This is a genomic window from Streptomyces sp. NPDC043738, from assembly GCF_056436545.1.
The window spans coordinates 1-19,947 of the sequence record NZ_JBWKCJ010000001.1 but is presented as its reverse complement, the minus strand read 5'-3'; the positions used below and the strand labels follow the sequence as shown (position 1 = coordinate 19,947).

Here is a 19,947-nt window from a genome sequence, read left to right as displayed (position 1 = left end):
TCCCGCTCCCCGTCCCGCTTCAGCTTCCTGACCCTTTTCCCGTGCGCGTCCGCCGCTACCTCACGGCATTCTCCGCCTCGGCGTCGTCGTACGCCCCTTTGACCTTCTTGGTCTTCTGCCCGAAGTCATCGATCAGCTTCTCCAACGGACCGATGACATCGTGCTTGAGATGGTCGACCATCTTGTCGTGCGCGTCGTACAACTCCTGCTGCTCGGAAAAATTCACACCCAGGGCTCCCGGAGCCAGATAGGTATTGTTCTCCGCGGTGCGTTTGGGACCGCCCATATCGCGCAGGATTTCGTTGAGTTCCCGTACGACCTGGTCCAGGGCGTCCAGATCGACTCGGTACTGCTCCTTGGCCATGACAGGCCCCCCGTTCCGCTCCCCGTGAAAGTGCGACACCAGCACCTTCGCGCGGGCCGGACACCCCCGGATCCTCCCGCAGCACGAATCCCCTCCGCCGCACGGCGGAGGCCCCGCCTGACTCGAGCCCGCCAAGGCGTGGGCTGTTCGACCATGAAGTACCCACAGCTCGCAGGTACCGGCATCGAGGTCGACCGACTGGTCCTCGGCGCCATGCACTTCGGTCCGCAAACGACCGAGGACGACAGCCACGCGATCACGGACGCCACCCTCGAAGCGGGCGTCGACTTCTCGGACACCCCAACGTTGGGCGGCGAGGGCGAGCCCGTCCGGCCCCCGTATCGCGACCGGCTGCTGACGGCCCCCCGGCTCATGACCAGACAGGCGCGTCGGAAGCCCACGTCGTCCTCGAACGCCTTGGCGACCTCGTCGCGGGGCCAGAGACAGTGTGGGCTGTCGGCGAAGGCGTCGAAGGTCAACCACGTGACGCGGAAACCTCGAGGCTGTCCTGCCGAGGGGTCAGTTCTGGTTCACCGGCCAGACCGCCGCCGGGTCGCAGTGGGCCGGGCACGCCATCAGGTAGACCTCGTTGCCGAGGAACAGCCAGTAGCTGTCGGCGCGGATGCTGTAGGTCTGCTCCGGTTGGCCGGGGTGGACGGCGAACTCCATGCCCTCCGGCACCTGGCAGAGGAACACCAGGTCGGTGCCGCACGCGCACCTGTAGGACTCGGGGTCCTGCGCCCAGGACGGCGTACCGCCCACCTTGAAGGTCTGGGCTCCGAGCCCCCGCGGGTCGGGGGTGTCCGTGAAGGGACGCAGGGTCAGCGGCAGGGCGCGCAGGGAGGGTTCGGCCTCCGCCGCCGGCAGCGCCGCGTGGCGCTGGAGCAGTACTCGCCAGAACGGGCCCGGGTAGGGCGGCTGCGGAGCGTCCCAGTACCGGGGTACGAGCCGGCCGTCGGCCAACTCGGCTTCGGACGCGTCGTTGTGCGCACGGCAGTGGAAGACCAGCAGGTGGTCTCCGCCGAACACCGCCACGTCCAGGGGTATGTCGAGCTGGAAGAACAGAGCCAACCGCTCGCCGCAGAAGCACTCGGGCCACCTCTGGGCGTCGTCGAGGAAGGGCCAGCCACCCACCGAGTTCCGTGTCGGCCGGTCCAGCGGCTCGGTCCCGACCTCGACCACGTGGGCAGGCTGCACCACACGCCCCGTCCTCACCTCACGTTCGACCACCCGCTCACCCTATGGGCTGTCCCATGGCTGCTGATCACGGGTGAGATGGTCCTGGAACGGCTGGTGTGATCACGGCGTCGCGGTCGTCCCGGCGCTCCCTGGTGTGATCACGGCGTCGCGGCCGTCCCGGCACCCCGTTCACCGGTGATCACGGGCGGCTGCCCGGCGGGCCGGGACCGCGGGCCGGGACCTCAGTCGGGCAGTCCCCAGAAGGAGCCGTGCAGGCCGACCTCCGCGAAGTAGGCGGTGGCGGAGGCGAGGTCGCGGCGGGTGTAGCCCGGATCCAGGCGGCCGGTGTACCAGTCGCGGGCGAGGCGCCACAAGGTGCCCAGATCCATGACGTAGCCACGCTCCTGGTCCGTCCTTCGCAGCCAGGTGTCGACGCAGTCCGTGGAGCAGAACAGGCGCTGGTTGCCGCAGGTGTGAACGACGTCGTCCCAGGCCTGGTGCATGGGGGTGAGGAAATGGGCCACCTGGTCGCCCGGCGGGGGTACCTCCCGGCCGACCACCCAGGCGTGCGGGGTGTCGCAGGCCGGGCAGCGGGTGGCGACCAGGACGTCGGGCTCGTCCTGAAGCAGATGGGGCATGGCGAACGAGTCCCAGGCGCAGCCGCCCCACCACAGTGTGTGTGCCCCCATGACGGAGAAGCCGAGCGGCACGGAAGCGAAGGGGTGGGCCATCACCACGCGGTCGGTGTCCCGCGGGTCCAGGGCCACGTCATGGCTGTCATGGAGGGCGCGCAGTTCCCGGCGCACCTGGTCGGGAGCGAGTCCGGTGAGTGCGGCGAGTTCCGGCACGCCCGGTGCACGACCGGTGCGCGCGAATCCGTGGTAGACGGCCAGGCGGACCCGCTCCGTCCCGTGAAGGGCCTTGGGGGCTTCTGGGATGCTCCCGGTCATTCCTGTGCTCCCTCCGCTGGTCGAGGCGATGGCGTCGATGGCGTCGGTGGTCTCCAGCGTGCGCCTTGAGGAGGCCGGGGGGCGTTCGTGTGCAGAGGGGAGCGGAGTCCGCGCAGGTCAGAACCTCACGGTCGAGACGGTGTAGACGACCGGGTGCCCCGGTTCGTCATAGCTGACCATGATCCGCTGGGACGGGTGCGGTGCCGTGCTCGTGGTCGTCGTGCCCGCCCACGGCCAGTCCACGCCGAAGTCCCAGCCGACCTTCGCCGCCTGGGCGGGCGGAATCGTCTGCCGGTCCTTCTTGAGGGCGGCGGTGCTGGTGCCGACGGCCTTGAGGTAGTGCTCCAGGCCCCATTCGTTGGTCCGGAACTGGACGAACAGCGAGCTGGTCTGCCAGGAGTTGGTCTCGTAGTACCAGACCGGGGTGGAGCCGATCGGGACCGGCACGTTGTAGATCCGCTGCTGGACCTTGGAGGGGAAGGCGTTGGTCAGGCCGGTGGCGGCGGCCTCCTGCTCCTTGCCCTCGCCGCTGTCGCGGCTCTGCTCGGCGGAGATGACGATGTAGCCGGCCGGGATCGCGATCAGCAGGAAGACGATCAGCGCCGTCAGCAGGGGGCGGCGGCGCTTGGCTCGGGGCTGCGGGGCGGGGTGGTGGTCGTCGTGCATGGTGGGAGACTCGGTTTCGGTCATCGGCGGCCGGCCCGTTCGTAGCGTTCGTAGCGCTCCACGCGCCGGCGGTTGGCGCGGCGGAAACGGCGGGCCACCAGGCGGGCGAGGTCGGCGGCGCCGACCATTCCGGCCTCCGGGCCCAGCTGGGCCTTGGCGATCGTGGCTTCGGGGCGGTAGCCGCGGCCGGTGAGGTGGCGCCGGAAGGCGTCCCTGGCCGGGGCGATCAGGAGGTCGTCGGCGGCGCTGACACCGCCGCCGATCACGAAGCAGGACGGGTCGAGGGCGGCGGCGAGGTTGGCGATGCCGACGCCGAGCCACTGGCCGATGTCCTGGAGGAGCTCGACGCACATCGCGTCGCCCTCCCGGGCCAGCTCGGTGATCAGTGGCCCGGTGATGTCGCCGATACGGCCGCCGACCCGCTCGATGATGTTGTACGCGACCGGGGAGTCGGCGGCGGCAAGCTCCCGGGCCTCCCGTACGAGGGCGTTGCCGGAGCTGTACTGCTCCCAGCAGCCGCGGTTGCCGCACGGGCAGCGGTGGCCGCCGGGGACGACCTGCATATGGCCGAATTCACCCGCCACGCCGTATTTGCCGCGCTTGACCGCGCCGTCCTCCAGGATGGCGCCGCCGATACCCGTGCCGAGGGTGATCATCACGAGGTGGTCCTCGCCGCGGCCGGCGCCGAACCGCCACTCCGCCCAGGCGGCGGTGTTGGCGTCGTTGTCGACCATGACGGGGACGGCCAGGCGGCCGGCGAGCCGGTCGCGCAGCGGCTCGTTGCGCCAGTTCAGATGGGGGGCGAAGAGCACATTGGAACGGTCGGCGTCGACCCAGCCGGCCGCGCCGATGCCCACCGCGTGGACGTCGTGCCGGTCGGAGAGGTCGAGCACCAGCTCGGTGATGGTGTCCTCGACGACCTTGGGACTCTTGGACTTGTCCGGCGTCTCGGTGCGGACCTTCTCCAGGATGGTGCCGTCGGCGTCGACCACGCCCGCCATGACCTTGGTGCCGCCGATGTCGATGCCGACGGTGGGCACGCGGGGGGCGGTCAGATGCGAGCGCCGCTCGCGGGTGCCGACCGTGCGCAGCACGGTGGCCCTGGCGGATCCCCGGTGCACCCGGTCCCGGTACATGCTCATCGACCCACCTCTTCGCCGTTGCTCCCCCACTGCCTGAAGGGCGTGGGTGGTGCCCCCGTGCGGCTGCTGCGTGCGCGCAAGAGTCGTCTCGTCCCTGCGGGTCTCGGGAGGCCGGGGCCTCGATGTGCTGGTTCGCTGCGATTGTGCATCACCAGGGCAGTGCGGCGCATCGCGCACATGCTTCCGCGCCCCGCGGTGCATCGCGGGGCGCGGAGGCACGGGCCGGTGATCAGTCGGGCCGGTGGCCGCCGGGGAATTCCGGTGTCGCGGTGCGGGCCAGCTCGTGGCTGAGCTGTTCCAGTTCGCTGCCGCCCGCCATTTGGCGGGTCAGCTCCTCCAGGGCGATCTCCGACTTGGCGTGGCTGCCGGCCATCGTGCCGCGCTTGAGGAGGACGAAACGGTCGCCGACGAGGTAGGCGTGGTGCGGATTGTGGGTGATCAACACCACGCCGAGTCCGGCGTCCCGGGCGGCCGCGACGTACTTGAGCACGACGCCGGACTGCTTGACGCCGAGCGCCGCCGTCGGCTCGTCCAGTACGAGGACCTTGGCGCCGAAGTAGACGGCCCGGGCGATGGCGACGCACTGCCGTTCACCGCCAGAGAGGGTCCCGATCGGCTGGTCGACGTCGCGCAGGTCGATGCCCATCCGCAGCAGTTCGCTGCGGGTGGTCTCGCGCATCGTGCGCACGTCGAGCCGCTTGAAGGGGCCCACACCGGTGGTCGGCTCGGAGCCGAGGAAGAAATTGCGCCACACCGGCATCAGGGGGACCACGGCCAGGTCCTGGTAGACGGTGGCGATACCGCGGTCCAGGGCCTCGCGCGGGGAGGACAGGGTGGTCTCCTCGCCCTCGATGGTGAAGGTGCCGGCGTCGTGCTGGTGCAGCCCCGCGATGATCTTGATGAGGGTGGACTTGCCGGCGCCGTTGTCGCCGAGCACACAGGAGATCTCCCCCGCGTGCACCTCCAGGGACACGCCCTCCAGGGCCTTGATGTTGCCGTAGAACTTGCTGACGTCCGTCAGCTCGACCAGGGCCGTCTTCCCGCCCTCGGCGGTCTTGTCCAGGTCTGTCATGACTTCTCCTCCGCCCGCTTGCGGACCCATGCGTTCAGGAGTGTGGCGAGGAGCAACATCGCACCGAGGAAGAACTTGTACCAGTCCGGGTTCCACTGGGCGTAGACGATGCCCTTGCTGGTCATGCCGAAGATGAAGGCACCGACCGCGGCACCGATCGCCGAGCCGAAACCGCCGGTCATCAGACAGCCGCCGACCGCCGCGGCGATGATGTAGAGGAACTCGTTGCCCACCCCGTCGCCGGACTGGATCGCGTCGTACGAGAACAGCAGGTGCTGTCCGGAGACCCAGGCGGCGAAGGCGACGCCCATATAGAGGCCGATCTTGGTCTTGGTGACCGGGACGCCCACCGCCCGTGCGGCGTCGGAGTTGCCGCCCACCGCGAAGATCCAGTTTCCGACGCGGGTGCGCAGCAGGATCCAGGTGGCCACCGCGACCAGCACGATCCACCAAAGGATCGTGATCTGTACGTCGACGCTGCCGATCGTCAGATGCGAGGCGAAGAGCGCACGGGCCGACTCGAAGCCCTCCATGTCGGAGATCGACTTCGTGGAGACGGTGCCGCTGATCAGCTTGGTGAAGCCGAGGTTCAGGCCCGTCAGCATGAAGAACGTGCCGAGCGTGATGATGAAGCTCGGGAGCTTCGTACGGGTCAAAAGGAATCCGTTGAAGACCCCGATGGCGAGGGTGACCAGCAACGACACCCCGACGCCGACCCAGGTGTTGGCCGTCATCTGGTAGCTGAACATGGACGAGATCAGCGCCGAGCTGACGACCATGACACCGGCCGAGAGATCGAATTCGCCGCCGATCATCAGCAGCGCCACCGGCACGGCCATGATGCCGATCGTCGACGAGGCGTACAGCACGGTGGAGAGGCTGGACGCCTGCAGAAAGGGTTCGGCGGCGAAGGAGAAGAAGAGGAAGACGGCGGCCGCGCCGACGACCGAGCCGAGCTCGGGGCGGCCCATCAGGCGGCGCGCCAGGGAGCGGTGCAGCAGGCGTTCGTCGGCGTGCTTGGCGGGCGGGCCCGCGGGCTGCAGAGGTGGTGCGTCGGTGGTGCTCATCGTGTTCCCCGCTTCGTGTATTCCTGCAGCGCGGCGGCGTCCTTCTTGGTGATCACCTGGGGGCCGGTGAGCACCGGCTTGCCGCCGCCGAGAACGTCGGAGTTGTACTTGTAGAGCCAGAGCAGATCGACCGCCTCATAGCCCTGCAGATAGGGCTGCTGGTCGACCGCGAAGCCCAGCGAGTCGTTCTTGAGGCCGTCCGCGACCTGCGCGTTGAGGTCGAAGGTGTCGATCTCGGCCCGGCTGCCGGCCTGCTCCTTGGCCTTGACCGCGGTGGCCGCGAACGGCGCGCCGAGCGTGACGACGGAGTCGATACCGCGGTCCGACTGGAGCTTGGACTCGATCGAGGACTGCACGTCGGGCATGTTCGTGCCCTCGACGTAGAGCTTTTGAAGATCGCCCTTGAACGTCTTCGCGGCGCCGTCGCAGCGCTGCTCATGACCGACGTTGCCCTGCTCGTGCAGGACGCAGAGCGCCTTCTTCTTGCCGCGCCCGTTCAGTTCCTCGCCCACGGCCTCGCCGGCCACCGTCTCGTCCTGGCCGATATGGCTGAGCGCGCCGAACGCCTTGGACTCCTCGGCCCCGGAATTCACCGTGATCACCGGTATACCGGCCTTCTCGGCCTTGCGGACGACGTCCTTCATGGCGTTCGGCTTGGCCAGCGAGACGATCAGCCCGTCGACCTTCTGGTCGATGTAGGACTGCACGAGCTGGCTCTGCCGGCTGGCTTCCTTGTCGTGCCCGTAGACGAACTTGATGTTGTCCTTGGCGGCGGCCTGCTCGGCGCCGTTCTGCACGATGTCCCAGAACGTGTCGCCGTCTCCCGAGTGGGTGACCATCGCGAACGTCCACCTGGGGGTGTTCACCGCGGCCCTGCCGCCGGCGGCCTGGGCGGCGCGTTCCTCCTCGGCCCGCTTGCCTCCGGTGGCGCTGCATCCCGCCAGCGAGGCGCCGAGCGTCGCCGCCACCACGGCGCTCACGACGCGTCCCCTTCTTTGAACCCTTGCCACGAGGACTTGCCCTTCCCGCTGATGTCACGCTGTGTTGGCTGTATCGGCCGTGTTGGCTGCTCCGGCCGTCCTGGCTGTCTCGCCCGTCCGGCCCCGCCGGGCCGTCCTGGCTGCGCCTTCACGGTGTCGCACGCCGCTACCGGGCGGCCGGCTCCAACCGCCCAAGTATCCGTTACCGGCGATCTGTACCGGTTCATCGGGTCCCGCCTTCCGTTACGGCTTCACCGGGTCCCGCGCCCGGTGTACTCCTCCAACTTCGGCACGTCCTCCTGGCCGACCAGGGCCGGGCCGGTGAGCACCGGCTTTCCGCCACCGAGCACATCGGCGTTGGTCTTGTTCAGCCAGAGCAGATCCACCGCCTCGTAGCCCTGGAGGTAGGGCTGCTGGTCGACGGCGAAGGCGACGTCCTTGGCCTTGAGGAGCTTGACCACGGCGGGGTTCAGGTCGAACGTCGCGACCTGGGCGTCGCTGCCCGCCTCCTCCTTGGCCTTGACGGAGATCGCCGCCATCGGGGCACCGAGCGTGACGATCGAGTCGATGGACTTGTCGGACTGCAGCTTGGCCGCGACCGAGGACTGCGAGGCCGGCGCGTTGGTGCCGTCGACGTTGAGGTTCTCGACCTTGCCGTCGAAGCCCTTGCGGACGCCCGCGCAGCGGTCCTCCAGCGACACGTTGCCCTGCTCGTGGATCACGCACAGGACCTTCTTGGCGTGCCGGCCGGCGAGCTCCTCGCCGACGGCCTCGCCGGCCACCGACTCGTCCTGGCCGATATGCGTCAGCGCCCCGTACGCCTTGGAGAACTCGCCGCCGGAGTTGATCGTGATCACCGGAATGCCCGCCGCGACGGCCTTGCGGACGGCGGCCTTGACGGCCTCCGGCTTGGCGAGGGTGACGATCAGGCCGTCGACCTTCGCGTCGATGTAGGACTGGATCAGCTGGGCCTGCTTGGAGCCCTCTTTGTCGCTGGCGTAGAGGAACTTCACGTTGTCCTTGGACGCGGCCGCCTTCGCGCCGTTCTGGACGATGTCCCAGAAGGTGTCGCCCTCACCGGAGTGGCTGACCATGCCGATGGTCAGCCGGGGCGTACCGGCGGCCTTGCCGCCGCTGCCGGACGCCCCGGGCTTGCTTTCGGAGCCCTTTCCCCCGGAGCTGCTGCATCCGGCGACCAGCGCGAGGCCCGCCACCAGGGCCGCCGCGCTGAGGACATTGACGGGTCGAGCCATACGTACGTTTCGCACGCCGATCATCGTGGGACCGCCTTTCTCCCGGCCGCCTGAATGCGGCTGGAAGAGTTCTAAGGCGCCCACGGAGCCACGTCAATACTTTGTCCGAACATTCTGACGCGGGCGTGCGGCATATCGGTGCATAGCGGGTCGCATCACCCCGCCGTACGGGCTCAGGGAAGCCGCCGGCCGGACTCCGAAAGAGGATCACCCACCCGGCAATCCCCGCCGAAAACACCGCGCAAAACACCCACGGAAAACATCACGAAAACACCCCGAAATCACGACGAAGACACAACCACGGCACAACGAAGGGGCCGCCGGACTTTCCGGCGACCCCGAAGACGACATGGCCACGCGCCCCTTACGAAGCGCTCAGGGGCGGACCAGCAGCTGGAATTCGAAGGCGTAGCGCGAGGCGCGGTAGACGTGCGAGCCGAACTCGACCGCGCGCCCGGTGTCGTCGAACGTCGTCCGCTGCATCGTGAGCAGCGGGGCACCCTCGGGCTCGTCGAGCCGCTGCCCCTCCTCGGCCGTCGCGGCCCGGGCGCCGACGGCCTGACGGGCGCTGTGCAGGGTGATCCCGGCCGACCGCATGAGCCGGTACAGACCGGTCTCCTCCAGCTGGGCGGTCTCCAGCTTGAGCAGCCCGGCGGGCAGGTGGTTGCGCAGATGGGCCACGGGCTCACCGTGCGTCAGCCGCAGCCGCTCGACCAGCGCGACCTCCGCGCCCTCGGCGATGCCCAGCGCGGCGGCGACCTCGGCGTCGGCCTCGGTGGTGGTGTTGAGCAGCACACGGGTGGCCGGCTTCTGCCCGGCCGCCTCCAGGTCGTCGTAGAGGCTGCTCAGCTCCAGGGGGCGCTTGACCTGGCTGTGCACGACCTGGGTGCCGATGCCGCGGCGGCGCACCAGCAGCCCCTTGTCGACCAGCGACTGGATCGCCTGCCGCACGGTCGGCCGGGACAGCCCGAGGCGGCCGGCCAGCTCGATCTCGTTGCCGAGCAGACTGCCGGGGGCGAGCCTGCCGTTCTCGATCGCCGCCTCCAGCTGCTGGGACAACTGGAAATACAGCGGGACCGGGCTGCTCCGGTCCACGCTGAACTGGACGGGGCTCTCGGCGCCCAGGGCATCTTCTGTATCGCGTTTCCCCACGCTGGCGAGCGTATCCGCCCCGGCAGATGACGGGAAGTCCGGAGGTCACATTGTCCGGACAAGGCCTCCTACCCGAGGACCCATGATCGGCCAGGGGCAGCGCGGCACCCCGGCCCTCCCCCTGCGCGCTCCCGGCCTTTTCTGATAGCCAGTGGGGCCCCGACCGAGGAGGCTCCCATGTCCGTACGCCGTGTCGTCCCCGACATCCACGCCGAGTCCCTGGAGGAGAACCGCACGTTCTACGGCCTGCTGGGCTTGGAGGAGGTCATGAACCTGGGCTGGGTCATGACCCTCGCCTCCCCCACCAACCCCACCGCACAGCTCATCTTCATGACCGAGGACCGGACCGCCCCCGTCGCCCCCGACATGAGCATCGAGGTCGACGACGTCGACGCGGTGTACGCCGCCCTGCTGGCCGCCGGCGCCGAGATCGTCCACCCCCTCCAGAACGAGGAGTGGGGCGTACGCCGCTTCTTCACCAAGGACCCCAACGGCCGGGTCGTGAATGTGCTGGGCCATGCGACACCGCGACACGACACCGCGGCCGGCGACTGACGTCTAACGGGCGCCTTCCGCTGACGCGCCGTCGAGCGGCAGCACCGTCCCCTGCGCCACCGCGCACAGGCTCTGCACCCCGTCCGATCCGATCACCGTCAGATCGCAGCGGCACGTCTCTCCTCCGTCACCCGGCTCATCACCTGCTCGCATAGGCCGCCGCCCGTCTATTCCCTGGAACCACGTGGCTGACGTGTCGGCGATCGGCACAATGAGTGCATGCCCGATTACGCCGAACTGCGCCTGGCCGATGACACGTCAGTGCGACTGGCCCTCGATCCGGTCAGCGATCCCGACACCGCGCCGGCCACCCCCGGGCACGATCTGCCCGACGGCTCCGGGGCGGTCGAGCCGGTCGGCCGGCGCCGCGAGCAGGTGGCCCGGATCGCCGCCGACGGGGTGCGAACCGTGCTCCAACCGCTCGGACCACTACTGCAAGAGGTGCACGATTCCGTCGCGAGGACCGACAGTCCTCCGCAGGAACTGAGCGTCGAATTCGGCCTGCAGATCGGCCAGGACCTCAAACTCGGCATCGTGGGCGGGAACAACCAGGCCGTCATGAAGGTCACGGCGACATGGACGCTGACGTCCGACGCGCCGCAGGGCGGTTGAGCGGTGGGCTGGTTCGGCCGACGTGGTGGACGCCCTGGCAGGGAGGACATGGCGGGTCTGATCACGGTGCTGGACGGCGCCGGGGGCCGGACTGTCGGTGCCGGGGCCTGCCTCTCCTCGGACCGGTTCGTCACCTGCGCGCATGTCGTCAACCGCGCCCTGGGCCGCAGTGCGTTCGAACCTCGCCATCCAGGTCCGACGACGGTGTCCATTGGTTTCGCCGGATCGGCCCCGGGGACCCACAGCACGGCTCGGCTGACGCACTGGATTCCACCACGCGGCGAGGAGACCTCATCCCGGCCGGAGGGAGCGCGGCGCTGGAAGGGGGACCTGGCGCTCCTGGAATTCACCGAAATCCCGCCCTCGGACCTGGTTCCGCTGCCCTGGCGGGAAATGGAGGAACTCCAGGAAGTCCGGGCGAACTTCGGCAATGGCGATCAGGAGCACACCGCCTACGGAAAGGTCCGTTCCTGTCACGGAGGATTCGGTTATCTGCACGGTGATCCCACCGGCCCCTCGATTCGCCCGGGATACAGCGGCGGCCCGGTCTGGTCCTTGAAGCATGCAGCTGCGGTGGGGCTGGTCGTCGCTGCGGTGTCGAGCACCGAAGCTCCCTTCAACCCCCAGCAGTCGATGCGTCTGAGCTGGACATTCACGTGGCAGGCCATGCGTGCCGAACTCATCCGGGCGGGTGCAGGGGACCTGTTGCCCCCCACCCGAGATGAAAGGGCACCGGTCAGGCTGGACCCGGTCCATGAGGAGATATGCCGACTACTGGAACAGACGCTGCCCGACGAACGGCAGCTCAGCCGGTGCGCCGTACAGTTCGCGAAGCGCTGCGCGCTGACCCACCCTGACGACGGATCAGTGCCGAGCATCGAGGAACTCGTGGAAATCCTGCTGTCCGTGCCACGAGCCCTGCCTGCGATGGCTGAAGTTCTGGCGCCGACGTACGCCGACGCCGCCTCGTCCCTGCGCCGACTTGCCTTGTGCTCGCCCGCGTTGTCCCGGCATCTGCTGTCTGCGACGGAAGAAAAAGGCCTGCTGCACACTCTCACCTCGCTACCCGATGACGTACGCAGTCGCATACCGGCCGCCACCCGAAATGCGCTACCCGGACACCACCTCCTCGAGACGCTCGTGGACAACCGGACGCCCCTGGATTCCGAGCACTTCACGGCCTACGCCCGCCAATGGATAGCGGAGCTGGAGAAATATCACGGCGACGGGCAACCGAAATCCGGCAATGTTCCCCGCGTACCGGCCCTGTTACGCGCCGTGGAGTTCGTGGCAGCACTCTGCCCGCCGGATGCAAAGGCGGAGTTGCAGCGGTGGACGGCGAAACTGGCTGATCTTCTGGGAATCGACGGCGCGACCCTTCAGGAGCGGCGCGGCGACGCCGAACAATGGGCGGGCACGTCCGCACCTGCCGCCCCACGGCTGCTGGTGGAGCTCACGGGTGGCACCGGCCTCGAGCGTACTCGTCGCTATGACGTGCGAGTGTGGTCGGACTCCGGAGACGGGCATCTACGGCCTGTGTCCAGTGCCCTTGGGTGCTTACAAGCACCCCCCGAAATCGTGCGTATGCTCCGCGGTCAACTAGACCGGCTGGCGATCGCCACCGCTGGGGAGTGGCCGACCATCGAGTTGGTCGTGGAGTACGGGGATCTGGAAATCGATCTCGACGCGATAGGCACTCCGGAGCCTCCCCCACTGCCGCCCATCGTGGTGGGGACCCGCTACCCCATCGTGCTGCGCTGCCCCAGCATCCGCCGCCTGACTGACTCCCACGGTGTCTGGCATCGTCGCTGGCGGGCACTCGGCAAGCACCCCGCGCTGCTGCTCGATGCGGACCACGACGATCCTGATCGGGTGACCGGGATGCTCGATGAGGATCTCGACGCCTCGCTCGTCGTCATCCACGCTCCGCCCGAAACCCGAACAGAGATCGCCGTCTGGTGTCTGGCGGGTGGCGTGCCCGTGGTCCTGTGGGACCGCGGCGATCACGACACAAGGAGTGAGGCCCTGTTCTCGATCGACCCACCGGGCAAGGCGTTCGATCTGCCGCAGGCCGTGCAGAAGTACCGCGCGAAGGCACGACACTCGCCCGACATCCATCGCGCCCGGCCCGTGCTGCTCTGGGACGACCCCGGCCGCCCACTGCCCGAACCTCCCCGCCTGGCAGACCCCATGGAACGAACGGAGTCACGATGACACCCTCACACGACGCCTCCGGGGCGGAACAGTGGCGCCTGTTCCGAGGCGACGGACAGGCGCGTACGCCGGCCATGCCGGAGCCGCCGCCGTGGCGGACCTTCCCTGCCGCCGAGGCCGAGGAAGCCGTGCGGCGTCCCTACCTCATCGGACAGGAACAGGCGGACGTCGTGAACGCCGCCCTGTATCTGCGACGCCCTCTGCTGGTGACCGGTCACCCCGGCACCGGCAAGTCGTCGCTGGCATACGCCGTTGCCCATGAGCTCTCACTGGGGCGTGTGCTGCACTGGCCGGTCAACAGCCGGGCCACTTTGCAAGACGCGCTCTACGGCTACGACGCAGTGGGGCGACTGCGCGAGGCCTCACTCTCCCGCGATCGGGCCGAGCCGGAGCCTCCCATCGGCAGCTACGTACGGCTCGGTCCCCTCGGTACCGCACTGGCGCCGTCCCCACGCCCCCGTGTGCTGCTGGTCGACGAGCTGGACAAGGGTGACGTCGACCTGCCGAACGACCTTCTCGCGGTCTTCGAGAACGGCGAATTCGAGATCCCGGAGCTCAGCCGACTGGCCGAGGACCAAGCCGAGGTCGAGGTTCTCACCGCCGACCCGCAAGTCCGCGTACCGGTGTGCCGGGGCCGCGTACGGTGTACCGAATTCCCCGTAGTTGTCATCACCAGCAACGGTGAACGCGATTTCCCGCCCGCCTTTCTCCGCCGCTGCGTCCGACTCGACCTGCCCGATCCGGACGAGTCCCGTTTGCGGGACATCGTCGCCGCCCACCTGGGGCACGACGCCCTGGCTCAGGTCGACGATCTGCTCACGACGTTTCTCAACCACCGAGCCCTTGGGGAACTGGCCACGGACCAGTTGCTCAACGCGGTCTTTCTTCGCGTCGGCGGTGTCGACATCGATGCGAACGGGGTACGCAAGGCGGTGCTGCATCAGCTGAACGGAACGGTGTAGGGCCGTGCCGGAGCGACTGCGTCGCATTCTGCTCGACAGTGGGCTGGAACTGTCACGGCTGGAACTCCTCGACGCACTATGGCTGGCAACGCAACTGCCCGACACCTCGCAGATCGCGCAGCAGGCACCAGAGCGGCCCGGGCCGCTCGTTGACGCCACGAGGGACCCCGCGGACCAGCGTGGAGAGCCCAGGCGGCTGTTTCCCTCCGAATCCGGTGCCGAAGGCGTCGAGGACCTGGAACCGCGCACAACGCCTCGCCGGCGCACCCTCGCCCTGCCCGCACCCCGCAGGGCTCACGGAACCGGCATCCATTCCGATCCCGCGTCCCCTGCCGAACGGGAACGGGCAGCGCCGGCGCTGCCCGTCCGCGCACCGGAGGGCAAGGCGCTGACCGACAGCCTCTCCCTCTCGCGAGCGCTGCGCCCACTCCGCGGGCATCGCGCCAGCCCCGTCAGGGTCGAGGTCGACGAGGCCGCGACGGTCACCGCCATGGCCGAGACGGGGCTGGCCGACGTGGTCATCAGCCCCGCACGCGAGCGGTGGCTGGATCTGGCGCTGGTGATCGACGACGGAGTGTCGATGCTGCTGTGGCAGCGGCTCTGCGCCGAGCTGCGCACCCTCCTCGAAGGTCTGGGGTGCTTCCGGGACGTACGGGTCCATGGCCTGCACACTCGGGGTCCCGGCAACCCGGCGCTGCACGCCAGGCCCTTCACCAACAGTCGCGCGGCGGTCAAGCCCGCCACGCTCGCCGCCCCATCCGGCACCACCATGGTCGTGGTCCTCAGCGACGGTATCGGTGCCGCCTGGCGCGACGGCCGGATGGCCGAGGTGCTCGCCCTGTGGGGACGCAGCGGGCCAACGGCGATCATGCAGGTCCTGCCTCCCGGGCTGTGGGGCGGCTCCGCCATCGCGGCGGACCGGTGGGAGGTGACATCACACGCCAAAGCGGCACCGAACTCTGCCTGGCGGGTCGCTGCCCCCGCGTTGCCGCCCGCGCTGGCCACCTTCCACGGCAGACCTGTGCCGGTTCTCGCCCCCCGCGCGGCATCCGTCGCCGAATGGGCCCAGCTGGTCGCCTCATCCGGTGGCACTGCCGTCCTTCCGTTGATGAGGATGGGCCGTACCGGTCGCCGGGAGGCCACTGACGACGCCGTCGCCAAGGACACTTCGCCTGCATCCCACGGCGACGCCCCGGTTGGCTCCGCCCTGGCCTCGGTCCTGCGCTTCCGGGACAGCGTCTCCCCGGAGGCATACCGGCTGGCAGCGCATCTGGCCGCCGTCACACCCATGTCGGTGCCCGCGATGCGGCTGGTTCAGGAGAGCGTGCCGTGGCCCAGCGAGACTTCCCACCTCGCCGAGGTCTTCGCCGGCGGACTCATGCAGCCCGCAGCCACGACTTCCCGTGCCGACCTCCCTGTCCGTCTGCACCAATTCGACTTCCACGAGGAGGCGAAGGCGGTGCTGCTCGACGCCGTACCGACGGGCGAACTCCTCGACACCGGAGTCGCGGTGGGGCGACGCATGGACCAATTGGTGGGCCGCTCCCCCGATTTTCCGGCGTGGTTGCGTCACCCCTCGGGTACGGCGCGCCTGCCGGAGCACGCGCGCGCGTTCGCCTGGGTCGGCAAGTCACTGTTGGAACGCCTGGGAATCATCGAAGGCACCTCCCCGGAGGTCCCCATCGGACGCGCGGGCTTCGCCGGGGCACGGAACCGGTCGGCGGCGCCGTCCGACGCCCTGCCAGGCGAAGCGGACACCACTGACGGCAATGCCGCTGTGCCCTGGCCGGGTATCGGCCCCAGGGCGACCGTTCTCGACATCGACGAGTCCATCGAGGACCTGGTACGGAAATCCCTGCACGGGGAGCCGGAGGTAGCCCAAACACTTCCGGCATTCCTCTATGTGGGCCCCGGGGGCAGCGGTAAGACCACGCTGCTCGGCAGGTTGGAAGACGCCGGGCGGTCATCAGCGGCGTTCGTGGCACGGGTGGATGTGTCGGCTCTTCCACCGACAGCATGCATGCCGGTGGGAGTGCTGCTGGACCTCACCTCACGGCTCAGCCGCGGAGCAACGCACGCCATGCCTCCAGCATTCCCCCTGTTCCTCGGGGTCCTGGCCTGCTACGCCCTGGCCGAGACCCACGAGCTCGACGAGGGGTTCGAGGCGAATATGGACGCTTCCTTGCGGGCGGACCAGCACACCCAAAGTGCCGATCAGTTGATCGGCACCACCTTGGGTGCAGCCCTCGCCGAGACCGACGCCGCGCTTCCACTGCATCTCCGGCTCAACTCGATTCTCCGAAGCACACATGTTTCGGTCGAGACCCTGCTGACGTCCCTGGAACACGTCGTTCGAGGAAGAGCCTGCGGCGAACAGACGGCACTTGAGCTGATTTTCCGCGCCTTCCTGTCGGATCTGAGATCGGCATGCCGGCAGGACTCCACAGACTCACACCGACCCCTTCACTGCCTGTTGCTCCTGGACAACGTCGACTGCCCAGCCGGAGAGCGTCTGCTCGCCCTGCTCGCCAGGGCACGCCCGATCGGCGCGCAGGGGTCGATGGTGGTGGATCCGCTCCTGACCATCGCCACCGCACGTCGGCCTCCCCACCACGTCGGCATGGCCCGTGACGACACCATCGATGTGCGATTCGCTCAGTGGTGGTTCGACTCCTTCGGCGCTGTCGGTCCCCGGAACGACGTCGTCAGTGGACGACTGCCCGGACTCTCCGTCGACGAGGTTGCCAAGCGCGCCGAACGGCTGCTCCACCGCCTGCCCGCCAACACCGTCCGGCCGCCGGTACCCGACCCCAGCGCCTGGCTCGGAAAGATGTTGTACGACCTGAGCATGGGCCATCCGGGCGCGGTGACGACCATGCTCGATGCGCTTGAGATGTTCGCACCGCACACCGATTGGGCGCACCGTCTGCGAACGCTTTGCACACCCGGCGGACAACCGCCGCACACCTACGCTGCGCTGCTCGACCTCCTGGCCGGGGATGTCTCCGCGGCCGATCGAAGTGTGTTGATCCGGTCGGCCGCCGTGCACGACCTCGACCAGGCGCTTGCTACTGGAAGTCTCTGGGAGAGCCTGGGACACGAGGGAACGGAACGCCTCGTCCGGCTCCGGAACGACGCACCACTCACCGTGCCCGGCCCCCGCGAGTACTCGCGGCAGTTGCATCCGCTGCTGCGGCACCTTCTGCTGCGTGGCCTGGCGTCACGACGGCAGACCCATCCGTACTCCTGGCGGAATGTCCACGACGGACTGCGCCGGGACGCCCATGACCGCGGCGATGGTGCGACGGCCGCGTACCATTCGCTGGCGCTCGGCGACGTCCGTGCGTCGGCGGCTTACCTCCACCAACGCCTCGCCACGTTGGATCCTGCCAAGTGGCTCGAAGAGTTCGAGCTGGTCCGACAGGCTCCACCGCGCAGCTACGCGCTTGCGGCCGATCGCTCGCCGCGCGACGTATACGAGCGGCTCGTCCCCGACATCACCGGGGACGACTGCTACTCAGCGGTGGCCCAGGCGTTGGTGGCCTGCTGGCTCGCACCGGGCGCCCCCTCCTCAAGTGCGCGCACCACTGGTACGAGGGCCGACCCGCTCACAGATCCATACGGCCAGTTGATCCCCGATGCCGTAAGCGCCTGTTCGGTCCTGATGTCCCTCCATCCAACCGCCCAGCACCTTTATCAGGACGTCGTTGCCCGCTACGCCATTGGGTGACGGCCTGCCGTCTTTGCTACTTCATCCACTCCTCCTCGTACCGGTGGTACGTCCCGTCGTGGGTGGCCAGATGGACCCACTGGTTCACATAGGCCGTGAACTCGGTGTCGCCGCGGGGCAGGGCGTAGGCCTTCTCGGAGAAGGTGAAGGGCTTGTCCGGGTGGACCGGGCAGAGTTCGGGGTGGATTTTGGCCTGGTAGCGGGTCTCGCTGGCGTCCGTCATCATCACGTCGGCGCGGCCCGCGACGATCTCGTCGAAGATCGTGGTGTTGTCGGGATGGACCTTGAGGGTGGCCCGCTTGATGTGGGCGCGGGCGAACTCCTCGTTGGTGCCGCCGGGGTTGACGATGACGGTCGTGCCGGGCTGGTCGATCTGCTCCAGGGTCTGGTACCTGTCCTGGTCCGCGCAGCGCGCGATGGGTGTCTTGCCGTCCGTGCGGGTCGGCTCGCTGAAGGAGACGGAGCGGGCGCGCGGGAGGGTGATGGACACCCCGCCCATGGCGATGTCGCAGCGGCCCGCCGACAGGTCGGCGACGAGCCGGGCCCAGGTCGTGGCGACATAACGGGGCCTGGCGTCCAGGCTCTTGGCGAGGTCCTGGGCCATCTCGATGTCCACTCCGCGGTACCTGCCGGTCGCGGGGTCGAGATGGCTGAAGGGGCGGTAGTCGCCGGTGGTGCAGACGCGCAGCACACCGCGCCGCGGGACGGTGTCGAGGGCCGAGGCCTTCTTGCCGGCCGCCGCTACGACTCCCCCGGGCGCGGCGGGGGTTTGGGAGGCGGCCGGGGCGGCGGCGGTGGCGGCGAGCAGACAGGCGAGGGCGGACAGGGTGGCGGCGCGCTTCATATGGGCTCCGGTGGCTGCTCTGGCTCCTGGTCGGGCGGTCACGCGCTCGGCCGCGGTGCGCGCCGGGGAGACGGCGGCGCGCACGGCGGCGTGATCACATGGCCGAAGCGAACAGCGTGGCAGAGCCGTTGGCCGCGGTGAACCCCTCGACCGGCCGGTGGGACGGGGCCGCCGTGGAAGCCTCGGGGCCGTCAGTCGTCGTAGAGGCCCGCGGCGGGTCCCGACTGCTGGTCAGGAGTGGCCTCGGCGAGGCGGGTGAGGAGTTCGGCGGCGCGCTTGGCGACGGTGTCGCGGTCGCCTTCGGAGAGCGCCGAGCCCATGCCGACGGCGACGGCACCGGCGGCGATCCACTCCGGTGCGCTGTCGAGCGTCACCCCGCCCGTCGGCAGCAGCGGCACCTGCGGCAGGGCGGCGCGGATGTCCCTGAGCCAGGACGGGTGGTGCGCCGAGGCGGGGAACAGCTTGACGGCGTCCGCGCCCAGTTCGAGGGCGCGGACCATCTCGGTCGGCGTCGACACTCCGGGGAAGACCGGGACGCCGTAGCGGTGGCCCGTGCGGATGACCTCGGCGTCCAGGCTCGGTGAGACCAGGTAGCGGGCGCCTGCGTCGACCGCCATGCGGGCCGACACCCCGTCAAGGACCGTGCCCGCGCCGATGACCGCGTCATCACCCAGCTCGCGGGTCAGCGTCGTGACCGCCTCCAGCGCGAAGGGGGTGGTGAGGGATATCTCCAGGCTCGTGATGCCGGCGGACAGCAGGGTGTCGGCGGTGGCGCTCGCCTCGTCGTACGTCGTGCTGCGGACGATGGCGAAAACGCGCTGCGCCAGTGCGGCCCGGGTGATCTCCCAGCGATACACGGCAGTTCGCCGTCCTTCCTTTTCTCCAGCGCCTCATGCCGACTCGCCAGACCCACGGCGGATACGGCCTTTACGGGGCGCGCCGCGGCAGCTGACCGCACATGGTCCCTTGTCCGCCGATGCCCGCCCGCTCCTCGTTTCTACCGAAACGCTACCGGGAACCACTGACAATCGTGCCTCGGGGGTGCGCCCCATGCGCCCCTTCCGCCAAGAAGGCGAGAAATGGCAGGTAAAAGGGGGCGCACAGCACGGCGGGGGGGGGGGGGGGGGGGGGGGGGGGGGGGGGGGGGGGGGGGGGGGGGGGGGGGGGGGGGGGGGGGGGGGGGGGGGGGGGGGGAGGGGGGGGGG

The 19,947-nt window shown here is 69.2% G+C and carries 17 protein-coding genes; 5 read left to right on the top strand and 12 right to left on the bottom strand.

Annotated elements, in window-relative coordinates; translation table 11 throughout:
- Positions 1–55 precede the first annotated feature (55 nt).
- The 10 genes from AC0680_RS00085 to AC0680_RS00040 all read right to left on the bottom strand — a co-directional run bounded on the left by AC0680_RS00085 (position 56) and on the right by AC0680_RS00040 (position 9,768).
- On the bottom strand, positions 56–364 hold the full coding sequence (locus tag AC0680_RS00085) for a hypothetical protein (RefSeq protein WP_478623392.1): 309 nt from the start codon (positions 362–364) through the stop codon (positions 56–58).
- 519 nt (positions 365–883) lie between these two features.
- Positions 884–1,564, bottom strand: coding sequence for a hypothetical protein (locus tag AC0680_RS00080; RefSeq protein WP_478623390.1), 681 nt, complete (start codon positions 1,562–1,564; stop codon positions 884–886).
- Positions 1,565–1,785: 221 nt separating this feature from the next.
- Entirely contained in the window at positions 1,786–2,493 is a 708-nt protein-coding gene (merB, locus tag AC0680_RS00075; protein ID WP_478623388.1) for an organomercurial lyase, read from the bottom strand.
- 117 nt (positions 2,494–2,610) lie between these two features.
- Entirely contained in the window at positions 2,611–3,183 is a 573-nt protein-coding gene (locus AC0680_RS00070; protein ID WP_478623386.1) for a hypothetical protein, read from the bottom strand.
- Positions 3,180–4,301 (bottom strand): ROK family glucokinase, encoded by a 1,122-nt coding sequence (locus AC0680_RS00065; RefSeq protein WP_384436056.1) that lies wholly within the window; start codon positions 4,299–4,301, stop codon positions 3,180–3,182. Before AC0680_RS00065 ends, AC0680_RS00070 begins: the two co-directional genes overlap by 4 nt.
- 229 nt (positions 4,302–4,530) lie before the next feature.
- Positions 4,531–5,373, bottom strand: coding sequence for an ATP-binding cassette domain-containing protein (locus tag AC0680_RS00060; RefSeq protein ID WP_478623383.1), 843 nt, complete (start codon positions 5,371–5,373; stop codon positions 4,531–4,533).
- Positions 5,370–6,440: an ABC transporter permease gene (locus tag AC0680_RS00055; RefSeq protein ID WP_478623381.1), complete on the bottom strand. Its 1,071-nt coding sequence runs from the start codon at positions 6,438–6,440 to the stop codon at positions 5,370–5,372. The genes AC0680_RS00060 and AC0680_RS00055 overlap by 4 nt, the downstream gene beginning before the upstream one ends.
- Positions 6,437–7,420 carry a sugar ABC transporter substrate-binding protein gene (locus tag AC0680_RS00050; RefSeq protein ID WP_478623379.1) on the bottom strand — a complete coding sequence of 328 codons (984 nt, stop codon included), beginning with the start codon at positions 7,418–7,420 and terminating at the stop codon, positions 6,437–6,439. Before AC0680_RS00050 ends, AC0680_RS00055 begins: the two co-directional genes overlap by 4 nt.
- A gap of 251 nt (positions 7,421–7,671) precedes the next feature.
- On the bottom strand, positions 7,672–8,697 hold the full coding sequence (locus AC0680_RS00045; protein WP_478623377.1) for a substrate-binding domain-containing protein: 1,026 nt from the start codon (positions 8,695–8,697) through the stop codon (positions 7,672–7,674).
- A gap of 351 nt (positions 8,698–9,048) precedes the next feature.
- Entirely contained in the window at positions 9,049–9,768 is a 720-nt protein-coding gene (locus tag AC0680_RS00040) for a GntR family transcriptional regulator (RefSeq protein WP_478624444.1), read from the bottom strand.
- A gap of 234 nt (positions 9,769–10,002) precedes the next feature.
- On the opposite strand from AC0680_RS00040, the gene AC0680_RS00035 reads away from it, so the two are divergent.
- The 5 genes from AC0680_RS00035 to AC0680_RS00015 all read left to right on the top strand — a co-directional run bounded on the left by AC0680_RS00035 (position 10,003) and on the right by AC0680_RS00015 (position 17,898).
- Entirely contained in the window at positions 10,003–10,380 is a 378-nt protein-coding gene (locus AC0680_RS00035) for a VOC family protein (RefSeq protein ID WP_478623375.1), read from the top strand.
- Between the two features lie 219 nt (positions 10,381–10,599).
- Positions 10,600–10,992, top strand: a complete 393-nt coding sequence (locus AC0680_RS00030) for a CU044_2847 family protein (RefSeq protein WP_478623373.1) — start codon at positions 10,600–10,602, stop codon at positions 10,990–10,992.
- 48 nt (positions 10,993–11,040) lie between these two features.
- Positions 11,041–13,206 (top strand): VMAP-C domain-containing protein, encoded by a 2,166-nt coding sequence (locus AC0680_RS00025; protein ID WP_478623371.1) that lies wholly within the window; start codon positions 11,041–11,043, stop codon positions 13,204–13,206.
- Positions 13,203–14,168: an AAA family ATPase gene (locus AC0680_RS00020; RefSeq protein WP_478623369.1), complete on the top strand. Its 966-nt coding sequence runs from the start codon at positions 13,203–13,205 to the stop codon at positions 14,166–14,168. The genes AC0680_RS00025 and AC0680_RS00020 overlap by 4 nt, the downstream gene beginning before the upstream one ends.
- A gap of 4 nt (positions 14,169–14,172) precedes the next feature.
- Entirely contained in the window at positions 14,173–17,898 is a 3,726-nt protein-coding gene (locus tag AC0680_RS00015; RefSeq protein WP_478623367.1) for an SAV_2336 N-terminal domain-related protein, read from the top strand.
- 16 nt (positions 17,899–17,914) lie between these two features.
- Here AC0680_RS00015 and AC0680_RS00010 read toward each other — a convergent pair whose 3' ends face one another.
- Both AC0680_RS00010 and AC0680_RS00005 read right to left on the bottom strand, forming a co-directional pair.
- Entirely contained in the window at positions 17,915–18,742 is an 828-nt protein-coding gene (locus AC0680_RS00010; RefSeq protein WP_478623365.1) for a transporter substrate-binding domain-containing protein, read from the bottom strand.
- Between the two features lie 191 nt (positions 18,743–18,933).
- Entirely contained in the window at positions 18,934–19,599 is a 666-nt protein-coding gene (locus AC0680_RS00005; RefSeq protein WP_478623363.1) for a bifunctional 4-hydroxy-2-oxoglutarate aldolase/2-dehydro-3-deoxy-phosphogluconate aldolase, read from the bottom strand.
- Positions 19,600–19,947: the final 348 nt, after the last annotated feature.